Source organism: Acidimicrobiales bacterium, from assembly GCA_035540975.1.
Classification (GTDB): Bacteria; Actinomycetota; Acidimicrobiia; order Acidimicrobiales.
The window spans coordinates 1-8,164 of the sequence record DATLFN010000129.1 but is presented as its reverse complement, the minus strand read 5'-3'; the positions used below and the strand labels follow the sequence as shown (position 1 = coordinate 8,164).

Here is an 8,164-nt window from a genome sequence, read left to right as displayed (position 1 = left end):
CGCCCCCTCCCGAGCCCCTGGCCGTTCCCGAGCCGGCGCCGGGCGCCGACGTCGCCGGCGGAGCGCCGCCGCCCGAGACGGCGCCGGCGACCGACGTGGCGGCACGCCGAGCGGCCCCGGCCGCCGCCCCGGCGCCCGAGGCGGCGCCGGCGCCTGCCCCAGGCGCCGGCGGCACGGGCACGGCCGCGGCGACGGGCGAGACCGAGCAGGCCTCGGCCCCGCCGGCCGGGGCGCGGCGCCCCGGGGGCGTGGGGCGGCGGCTGCTGCTGCGCCGTCGCCGCCGGCCTCCGCCCCTCGGCCGGCGTTCGAGGACGGCGACGACGACGCGGCCTGGTCGAGCTTCGCCTCGCCCGAGGCACCCCCCGGCGCCGGCGCCTCGCCGGGACGCGGGAACCCCCGTCGCCCGCGCCGCTGACGTCGCCGCCGGGAGGCCGTTCCCCACCGGCAACTGCCAGCATGGGGGCATGCCGACGGATGCCGCCGACCTCGACGGGCTCGCCGGCGAGGTGGCCGCCACCGGCCGCCGGGCCGGCCTGGACGCCGTCGGCGTGGCGCCCGCCGAGCCGTTCGCCGGCACCCGCCGGGCTCTCGAGGAGCGCAAGGCGGCCGGCCTTCACGGCGGCATGCACTTCACCTACGGGGACCCGGCCGGCGCCACCGACCCCGGGCGCGCCCTGGCCGGCGCCCGCGCCCTGGTCGTCGGCGCCCGGTCCTACCGGCGGGCCGAGCCCGAGCGCCCGCCGGCCCACGCCGGCCCGGTGGGGCGGGTCGCCCGCTACTCCTGGGACGACCCCTACGAGCCCCTCCGCCGGGCCCTGGGCGCCACGGCCGCCGCCCTGGAGGCGGCGGGGTGGCGAGCCCGCGTCGTGGCCGACGACAACGCCCTGGTCGACCGGGAGGCGGCGTACCGGGCCGGCCTGGGGTGGTACGGCAAGAACGCCAACCTGCTCCTGCCCGGCCGCGGATCGTGGTTCGTGCTCGGGTCGGTGGTCACCGACGCACCCCTGCCGCCGTCACCCGGGCCGGTGGCCGACGGGTGCGGCCCGTGCGCCCGCTGCCTGCCCGCCTGCCCGACCGGTGCCCTGGTGGCGCCCGGCCTCCTCGACGCGCGGCGCTGCCTGGCGTGGCTGCTGGAAGCGCCCGGGAGCTTCCCCGTCGAGTTCCGGGAGGCGCTCGGCGACCGGGTCTACGGGTGCGACGACTGCCAGGCCGCGTGCCCGGAGAACCGGGCCGCCGAACGGGTCGTCCCGCCTCCGCCCGCCCGCCCCGGCGACGAGGCGTGGGTGCCCCTGGTGGAGATGCTGGAGGCGGACGACGCCGCGCTGATGGCCCGCTTCGGCCGCTGGTACGTGCCCCGCCGCCAGCCGCGGTACCTGCGACGCAACGCCCTGGTGGCGCTGGGCAACGCGGGCGACGCCCGCTCGCGGCGCGTCCTCGACGCCCTGCGGTCGGCACTGGCGTCGGACGACGAGATGGTGCGCGAGCACGCGGCGTGGGCCGCCGCCCGCCTCGGCCGCTCCGACCTCACCGGCGTCGCCGCCCCGGCCGGACCCGCCTGAGGTGGGTCACCTCCTCGTCACCAACGACTTCCCTCCCAAGGTCGGCGGCATCCAGAGCTACCTGTGGGAGCTGTGGCGGCGCCTGCCGCCCGAGCGGGTGACGGTCCTCACCACGCCCCATCCCGACGCGCCGGCCTTCGACGCCGCCCAGCCCTTCCGCATCGAGCGGGTGCGCCAGCCCGTCCTGCTGCCGACGCCGGGCCTGGCCCGGCGCGTCCGCGACCTGGCCGCCTCCGTCGGAGCCGGCCTCGTCGTGCTGGACCCGGCGCTCCCGCTGGGCCTGGTCGGTCCCCACCTCGGCATCCCGTACGCGGCCGTCCTCCACGGCGCCGAGGTGGCCGTGCCGGGACGGCTACCCGTCACCCGCCCGGCGCTGGCCCGCGTGCTGCGGGGCGCCGCCCACCTCGTCGCCGGCGGCGGGTACCCCGCCTCCGAGGCGCGGCGGGCGGCGGGCGACGGCATGGCGCCCGTCACCGTGGTGCCGCCCGGGGTGGACTCGGCCCGCTTCGTGCCCCTCGACGCCGACCGGAGGGCGAAGGCCAGGGCCGGCCTCGGCCTGCCGGGCGACGCCCGGGTGGTGCTCGGGCTGAGCCGGCTCGTGCCCCGCAAGGGGATGGACACCCTGATCCGCGCCGCCGGGCTGCTGGCCCCCGGGCGGCCCGACCTCGTCGTCGCCGTCGCCGGGAGCGGCCGTGACCTCCCGCGCCTGCGCGAGCTGGGCGCCCGCCACGGGGGCGCGGTGCGGTTCCTCGGCCGGGTGGACGACGAGCGCCTTCCCGCCGCCTACGGGTGCGCCGACGTGTTCGCCGTCCCGTGCCGGTCGCGGTGGGCCGGGCTGGAGCAGGAGGGGTTCGGGATCGTCTTCCTGGAGGCGGCGGCCTGCGGTGTGCCCCAGGTGGCGGGCGACAGCGGGGGAGCGGCGGAGGCGGTCGCCGACGGGGAGACCGGGATCGTGGTGCGCCGCCCGTCCGACCCCCGGGCCGTGGCCGACGCGCTCGCCGCCCTGCTCGACGACCCCGCCCGCCGCCGCGCCATGGGCGAGGCAGCCCGGCGCCGGGCGGTGGAGCGGTACTCGTACGACGACCTGGCCCGAGACCTGGACGCCTGCCTGGCGCCGTTGGAGCGATGACCGAGGGCGAGATCACCGAGGGCGAGGACATCGTCAGGGCGTCGCTGGCCGGGACGGCCGGCTTCGCCCTCTCGGCCGGGCTGGCGGCCGCCCGTCCGGCCGCCGCGCCGGCCGCGCTGGCGGTGGCCGGCGTGCTCTTCGTGGGCGGCGTGGTGGCCTTCGCCGGGGCGCTCGTGCGCGCCGCCGGCCGCAGCCGCACCGAGCAGCTCCACCTCTCCGGCGTGTTCCTCCTCGACGGCGCGCCGCCGGGCGTGCGCCGCCTGCTGCTCGGCTCGCTGGCCGTCGAGGTGGCCCTGGCCTTGGCCACCGCCGCCGCCCGCCCCAACACCAGCCTGGCCTTCGGGATCCTCGCTCCCGTGTGGGGACAGGGGCTGGCCGGGCTGTGGGGTGCCCGCCACGGCCGGTTCCCGCCCCGGCCGGTGCCGGCGGTCCCCACGCCCACATCCCGCTCGGTCCGCCGCCCGCCGGCGGGACCGTCACCCGCCCCGCCGGCGGCACCGGTCGAGCCGCCCGCCGCGCCCCCGCCGCCCGCCGACGGGAACGGCCGCGGGGCCGCGCCGAGGGCCAAGTGACCCGAGGCCCCCGACAAACCCCGACATACCGTCGCTCCCGTTGTAACGGTCGTTCCCGGTTGCCATACTCCACCCAGCGCCGGTGAGGACCGCCGTGCGAAGGCGGTCACGAGGGTCCGGCGCCCCAGCCATCGAGCGAAAGGGGGGCCATGGCGAGAACCGTCGGGTCCTGGTGGATCAAGGACGGCATCGACGGCCGGAGGATCGAGGCCCAGGGCTTCGCATCCCTGCTGGGGGGACTGAGCCAGTTCGACTGGACCCAGGACCACGGCGACTCCGGCGTCGTCGAGAAGGACTTCGTCACCACCGCCAACTGGACCGAGCGCAGCGACCAGGTCGACGCCATCATGATGTCGAGCCACGGATCGCCCAACAGCTTCTCGGTGTCGGACGGGAGCGTCAGCACCTCCGACGCCGTCGACTTCGGCAAGAACGACCTGGAGGTCTTCGCCACCCACGCGTGCGCGTTGTTGGAGCACACGTCGTCGAACTCCGTCGGGCGATGGATCCCGGCGTTCCAGAAGCTCCACTACATGTGCGGGTTCCACAACTCCTCGTACTCCGGCGGCGGCCAGGACTCGCGGGGCTGGTGGTTCGCCTTCTACGGCGCGTGGGCCTACTACACGATCTTCGGGCTCTGGGACATGCCGCTGCGCGAGGCGTGGGCGGAGGCCAACGAGGTCGTCGAGGGGTCGGGCGTGCAGTGGGCGTACCTGCGCGCCACCAGCGACTCGGCGCCCACGTACAACGAGCGGCTCCGGGGCTCGGAGCCGGCCGATCCGACCAGCGGGCGCCGGTTCCTCACCGCCCGCGGGTCCTGCTGAGGGGGTCACCATGCCGATTCCGTTCCGGGACATCGACTTCCGGGTCGAGCTGCCCGACATCCCGTCGGCCATGCCGGCGGCGGTCACCGAGGGCCAGTGCAGCCACGAGCGCGTCGAGGCGATGCGCACGCTGGCGGCGGTGCTCGACATCGACGACGCCATCGAGGTGACGCTCCCGTTCGGCCACGCCCTGGCCGGCCAGGCCGGGCAGGTGGAGTTCTTCGCCGCCAGCGGCGCCGTCCGTGCCCGCAACATCCCGCTGCTGAGCCGTTTCGACGACGAGCGCCGGGACTGGCCCGACGTCGAGAAGGTGGAGACCGACGAGGGCATCTCGTACCAGCTGGGCCGGCGCACCGGCGACCGCCTCCTCGGCGAGGCCAGGGAGCTGCTCGGCCGCGCCGGCCTGGCCGACGACGGCGTGGCCGACGTCGACGTCGTCCTCGGCCGGTGGGCGATGCTCGACGAGAAGGGACGTGAGCGGGAGTCCGGCCCCGGCCGGGCGACCGTGCGCATGTCGTACGCCGTCGAGGGCACGCCGCTCATCGGCGCCGGTGCCAAGACGAACCTCCACTACGACCCCGTCGACGGGCGGCCCACCCTGGCCCGCATGTTCCACGTCCACCGCAAGGTGGTGGACGTGCGCGAGGTGCGGACGGGCGGCACCGAGAAGGCCTTCTCCGCCTTCCTCGCCGACCCGTTCCTCGAGGAGAAGAGCGGGAGGGGCGGGCGCATCGTGGTCACCGCCGTCCGGGCCGGCCTCCTGGCCCTGCCGGCCGACACGCCGCAGCGGGTGGCCTACCCGGCGCTGGCCGTCGAGGGGACGGTCGAGAGCCTGAAGGACGACCGCAAGGGCGGCTACGAGGTGCGCTTCGGCCGCTACGTCCCCGCCGCGTCGCCCGAGGCGCTCCGGCGGGCCGGCGTGGCCGTGCCCACCCCGAACGACGAGGACGCCGGGCGGTCGCGCAGCCGCTGAGCGGGCACCGCAGCGGGTGCCGGCCCTCGACCGGCGCCATCCCCGCCCGGGGCACCTCGACGGTGCCCCGGGCGGGGCTACCATCCGGCCTGGCCCCTGGACCGAACCCGACACGGAGGTGGCGTGGCCGCTCTCAGCCAGGACGTCATTCGCTCGCTTGCATCATTCAAGGGGGGTGACGACCCGGTTGTGTCGCTCTACCTCGACGTGGACGGGCGCCGGTTCGTCCGCCCACGCGACTACGAGCTCCGCCTGGAGGCGCTGGTGCGCCAGGCCACGGAGCAGCACCCCGAGGCGGTCGGCGACGTGCGCCGGATCGAGTCCCACGTCAAGGGCGGCCTGGACCGCAGCCAGACCCGCGGGCTGGCCCTGTTCTCGTGCTCGAGGGGCGGGCTCTGGGAGGTGGTGGAGCTGCCGGTACCGGTCCGCAACGCGGTGGTCGTCAACGCCACGCCCCACATCCGCCAGCTGGAGGCGGTCCTTGACGAGAACGAGCGCTTCGGCGTGCTCCTGGCCGACAAGCAGCGGGCCCGCATGTTCGTGTTCGAGCTCGGCCAGCTGGTCGACAAGAGCGAGCGCTTCGACCAGCTGCCCCGCCACGAGGACGACCGGGGCGACTGGGACAAGGACCACGTCCGCGACCACAGCGCCGAGATCGCCCACCAGCACCTGAAGCGGGCCGCCGACGTGGCGTTCTCGGTGTTCCAGGACCAGGACTACGACCACCTGATCCTCGGTGCCCCCGACGAGATCTCCAAGGAGCTGGAGCAGGAGCTGCACTCCTACCTGAAGGGCCGGGTGGCGGCGCACATCAACGTCCCCGTGAACGCCCCCGACTCGGTGATCGTCGAGGCCGCCCTCGAGGTGGAGAGCCGGGTGGAGCGCGACAAGGAGGCGCGGCTGGTCGCCCGCCTGCGGGACGCCGTCGGCGCCGGCAACGGCGGCGTGGCCGGGCTGGCCCCCGTGCTCTCCGCCCTCGTCGAGCGCCGGGTGGAGACCCTTCTCGTGTCGGACGGCTACGAGGCGCCGGGCTGGCGATGCCACGCCTGCGGCCACCTCGCCGTGCGCGGCCCCGCCTGCCCGGTGTGCCCGTCGGGGTCCATGCACCGCGTGGACGACGTCGTGGAGGAGGCGGTCGAGGAGGCCCTCGCGCAGTCCTGCAAGGTCGAGGTCACCGTGGGGAACGCCGACCTCGACGTGCTCGGGCGCATCGGCGCCCTGCTGCGGTTCTGACGGGGCCCGCCCGCCGCGTCGGCATCGACCTCGGCGGCACCAAGTGCCTCGGCGTCGCCCTGGGCCCGGGCGGGACGCCGGTGGCCGAGCACCGCCTCCCCACGCCCGTCGGCGAGGCGGCCGTGCTCGACACGCTGGCCGAGACGGTCGCCGCCCTCGGGCCCGCCTCGGCCATCGGGGTGGGCGTGCCGGGGCTGGTGGACACCGCCGGGGTCCTGCGCTTCGCGCCCAACCTTCCCGGGGTCGTCGACCTCGACGTGCGCGGTGCGCTGATGCAGCGCTTCCCCGGCGTCGCCGTCAGGGTCGACAACGACGCCACCGCCGCCGGCTGGGGCGAGGTCTGCGCGGGCGCCGCCCGAGGCGCCACCGACGCCGTGCTTGTCACCCTCGGCACCGGCATCGGCGGGGGCATCGTGGCCGGTGGCGCGGTGCTCCGCGGCGCCAACGGGTTCGCCGGCGAGATCGGCCACATGGTCGTCGACCCCGCCGGTCCCGAGTGCCCCTGTGGCCAGCGGGGGTGCTGGGAGCGGTTCGCGTCGGGCAGCGGCCTGGGACGCCTGGCCCGGGAGGAGGCGGCCGCCGACCCGTCCGGACGGATCGCCGAGCTGGCCGGAGGCGACGCGTCGGCGGCCCGCGGGGAGCACGTCACCCGGGCGGCGGCCGAGGGCGACGCCGGCGCCATGGGCGTCATGGACGCGTTCGCCCGCTGGGTGGCCCTGGGACTGGTCAACCTGGCCAACGTCTTCGACCCGGCCGCGTTCGTGCTCGGCGGTGGCCTGGTCGAGGCGGGCGAGGTGCTGCTCGCCCCCGTGCGCCGGGCGTTCGGCGAGCTGGTGATGGGCGGCGGGCGGCGCCCGGCGGTCGCCATCGTGTCCGCCTCCCTGGGCGAGCACGCGGGCGCCGTCGGGGCCGCCCTCCTGGCGGGCGACGAGCCCGGACCGTGACCCCCCGCCCCGTTGCCGTCTCGGGGACGTCCCGGCCTGAACGCGTGACCGGCCCGGGAACCGGCCGGGGGCGGGGGTGAAGGTCGGGGTCACCCTCCCGCAGTTCCGGGAGGACGCCGGGCCGGCGCTGGACTCGGCGCGGCGGGCGGAGGCGGCGGGCCTCGACGGCGTCTTCGTGTTCGACCACCTGTGGCCCCTGGGCCAGCCGTCCCGCCCGGCGCTGGCCGGGCTGCCCCTCGCCGCCGCCGTCGCCGCCGGGACCGACGCGATGGCGGTGGGCACGCTGGTGGCCCGGGTGGGCGTGCTGCCCGACGCCGTCCTGGCGCACACGCTCGCCTCGCTGGCCCGCATCGCCGGGCCCCGCCTGATCGCCGGGCTGGGCGTCGGCGATCGTCACAGCCGCCCCGAGAACCTGGCCTACGGGGCGCCCTTCCGCCCCCGCGCCGAGCGGGTGGCGTCGTTGGCCGACGTGTGCCGGCGCCTCCGCCGCCGGGGCGTGACGACGTGGGTGGGCGGGGCGTCGGAGGCGGCGGCCGCCGTGGCCCGACGCGAGGCGGATGCTCTGAACCTGTGGGCCGTCGCTCCCGAGGCGGTGGCGGCCGCCGCCGCGGCGCAGCCCGTCACCTGGGCGGGCCAGGTCCGTCTGGGCGACGGCGGGGCCGAGCGCCTGCGGCGGACCCTCGACGGTGTCGCGGCGGCGGGCGCCGCGTGGGCCGTGGTGGCGCCGCTCGGCGCTCCGTGGCCCGAGGCCCTGGAACTCATAGCGGCCGCCGCGAGGCCACTCGTAGACTGAAACGTGAATGACTGGTGTCGCGTGAGCGCGTGGGCGCGTCGGGCGGGGGTTGGGAGCGGAGCTCCCTCGGGGCGTAAGCCCCGAATCAGGTTCTGGCTGTCAGGCGGCGGACTGGAGGGTGACTCGGTAACCGAGCG

9 protein-coding genes are annotated in these 8,164 nt (G+C 77.2%); 8 read left to right on the top strand and 1 reads right to left on the bottom strand.

Going from position 1 to position 8,164, the window contains the following annotated elements:
• The coding region (locus tag VM242_12940) for a hypothetical protein (GenBank protein HVM06069.1) at positions 1 to 181 on the bottom strand (181 nt) is incomplete at its 3' end.
• Between the two features lie 283 nt (positions 182 to 464).
• Between VM242_12940 and queG the strand changes: the two genes are divergently transcribed.
• The 8 genes from queG (at position 465) to VM242_12900 (ending at position 8,027) form a co-directional block, all read left to right on the top strand.
• The gene (gene queG / locus VM242_12935; GenBank protein HVM06068.1) at positions 465 to 1,559 is read left to right on the top strand and encodes a tRNA epoxyqueuosine(34) reductase QueG; all 1,095 of its coding nucleotides are present in this window, start codon (positions 465 to 467) and stop codon (positions 1,557 to 1,559) included.
• 1 nt (position 1,560) lies between these two features.
• Positions 1,561 to 2,688, top strand: a complete 1,128-nt coding sequence (locus VM242_12930) for a glycosyltransferase family 4 protein (GenBank protein HVM06067.1) — start codon at positions 1,561 to 1,563, stop codon at positions 2,686 to 2,688.
• Positions 2,685 to 3,260, top strand: coding sequence for a hypothetical protein (locus VM242_12925; GenBank protein ID HVM06066.1), 576 nt, complete (start codon positions 2,685 to 2,687; stop codon positions 3,258 to 3,260). The genes VM242_12930 and VM242_12925 overlap by 4 nt, the downstream gene beginning before the upstream one ends.
• A gap of 149 nt (positions 3,261 to 3,409) precedes the next feature.
• Positions 3,410 to 4,084: a DUF6345 domain-containing protein gene (locus VM242_12920; GenBank protein HVM06065.1), complete on the top strand. Its 675-nt coding sequence runs from the start codon at positions 3,410 to 3,412 to the stop codon at positions 4,082 to 4,084.
• 10 nt (positions 4,085 to 4,094) lie between these two features.
• Complete coding sequence (locus VM242_12915) at positions 4,095 to 5,057, top strand: hypothetical protein (protein HVM06064.1); 963 nt, start codon at positions 4,095 to 4,097, stop codon at positions 5,055 to 5,057.
• Positions 5,058 to 5,246: 189 nt separating this feature from the next.
• Complete coding sequence (locus VM242_12910; GenBank protein HVM06063.1) at positions 5,247 to 6,290, top strand: hypothetical protein; 1,044 nt, start codon at positions 5,247 to 5,249, stop codon at positions 6,288 to 6,290.
• On the top strand, positions 6,215 to 7,234 hold the full coding sequence (locus tag VM242_12905) for an ROK family protein (GenBank protein ID HVM06062.1): 1,020 nt from the start codon (positions 6,215 to 6,217) through the stop codon (positions 7,232 to 7,234). The genes VM242_12910 and VM242_12905 overlap by 76 nt, the downstream gene beginning before the upstream one ends.
• A gap of 76 nt (positions 7,235 to 7,310) precedes the next feature.
• Positions 7,311 to 8,027 (top strand): LLM class flavin-dependent oxidoreductase, encoded by a 717-nt coding sequence (locus tag VM242_12900; protein HVM06061.1) that lies wholly within the window; start codon positions 7,311 to 7,313, stop codon positions 8,025 to 8,027.
• The last annotated feature ends 137 nt before the right edge of the window (positions 8,028 to 8,164 follow it).